The 1,283-nt window shown below is 67.0% G+C and carries 2 protein-coding genes and 1 pseudogene; 1 reads left to right on the forward strand and 2 read right to left on the reverse strand.

Going from position 1 to position 1,283, the window contains the following annotated elements; genetic code table 11:
* Together ACWDNU_RS46105 and ACWDNU_RS46110 are read right to left on the reverse strand one after the other, a co-directional pair.
* A partial coding sequence (locus tag ACWDNU_RS46105; protein WP_449673478.1) for an alpha/beta hydrolase occupies positions 1 to 472 on the reverse strand: 472 nt, incomplete at its 3' end.
* 31 nt (positions 473 to 503) lie between these two features.
* Positions 504 to 821, reverse strand: a complete 318-nt coding sequence (locus ACWDNU_RS46110) for a putative quinol monooxygenase (protein ID WP_355272986.1) — start codon at positions 819 to 821, stop codon at positions 504 to 506.
* A gap of 48 nt (positions 822 to 869) precedes the next feature.
* Between ACWDNU_RS46110 and ACWDNU_RS46115 the strand changes: the two are divergent.
* Positions 870 to 1,283 (forward strand): annotated as a pseudogene (locus ACWDNU_RS46115) (FAD-dependent oxidoreductase); the annotation flags it as partial.

Genomic DNA, 1,283 nt, shown 5'->3' on the forward strand with positions numbered 1-1,283 from the left:
CTGTGACGATGCGGTGCGGGTCGATGCCGAGTTCGTCGGCATGGTCGGCGATCCACCGCAGCCCGTCGTAGCAGTCCCGCACGGGGATGATGCCGCCGTATTCGGGGGCGAGGCGGTAGTCGACGGTGACCACAACGGCGCCGATCGCGTCGAGCCACTCCAGTGGGATGTCCAGTTGGGCGAACCGGTCGCCCATGATCATGCCGCCACCGTGCATCCAGTACACGCACGGTGGGGTTTCGGTGGTGGTGTGGGGTGTCAGGACGGTCATCGGGATGTCGTAGCCGTCGGTGCCTGGCACGAGGACCTCGCGGCGATGGATCTGACGGTCTGCCAGCAGGGTCTCGAGCGGTGTGGCGGGAATCTGCCGTAGCTGCGTCAGGATCTCGGAGGTGATCTCGGGGATGAGCGGCATGTCGGTGATCAGGGCACCGAGTTCGGGGTCGAGGGCGGGGCGGGCCGGTGATTTCATCGGAATCCTTTGTGGTGGTGGGTGATCGGGATCAGCAGGCGGCTTTGCCGCCGACGGGGACGTAGTCGGTATAGGGGCCTTCCGCTGCGACGAGTTCGCCGACTTCGGCGACCAACGCTTGGGCTGCCGCGCCGGCGAAGAGCCGGTGATGGTGTTCCTCGCTGGTCCAGCCCTCGGTGACGTGCACCAGATCGGGGTCCGACGCCGAACGGCAGACCAGATACACCAGGCAGTGCTCGCTGGCGCCGGGATTGCCGTCGTCGAGACCGGTCAGCAGCACCTCGACCAACCGGTCGGCCATTCCCGGCTTGGCGGTCAGCAGGGCATTGAATCCGTATCCGATGTTCACTTCGACTCCTTCAGTTCTTGTGCGATCCTCCCGATCTGTGTCGTTCATGTGTGGTGTCGGGAGGAAGTCGAGCGCGCCGCCGCGCCGCGTCCCGGCGGCCAGGCCGTCGACTTCAAGGGCGCCACGCATCTGACCGTGCTCGAGCGGATGGGCATCCTCGACGAGGTCCGCGCTCGGCGCACCGGCACCACCGATGTCGTCTTCGTCGACGAGAACGAGCGCGAGCTGGCCTTCCTGTCCGGCGACTTCACCGGCGGCGACCTCGAGATCCTGCGCGGCGACCTGGCCGAGATCATGTACCGGCGGACCGAGCGGCACTGCGAGTACGTCTTCGGCGACACGATCACCGCGCTCACCGACACCGCCGCCGGCGTGCAGGTCGAATTCGAACACGGCGCCCCGCGCACCTTCGATCTCGTCCTCGGCGCCGACGGAATCCACTCGCGGGTGCGGAAACTGGCG

Source organism: Amycolatopsis sp. NPDC003676 (assembly GCF_053587275.1).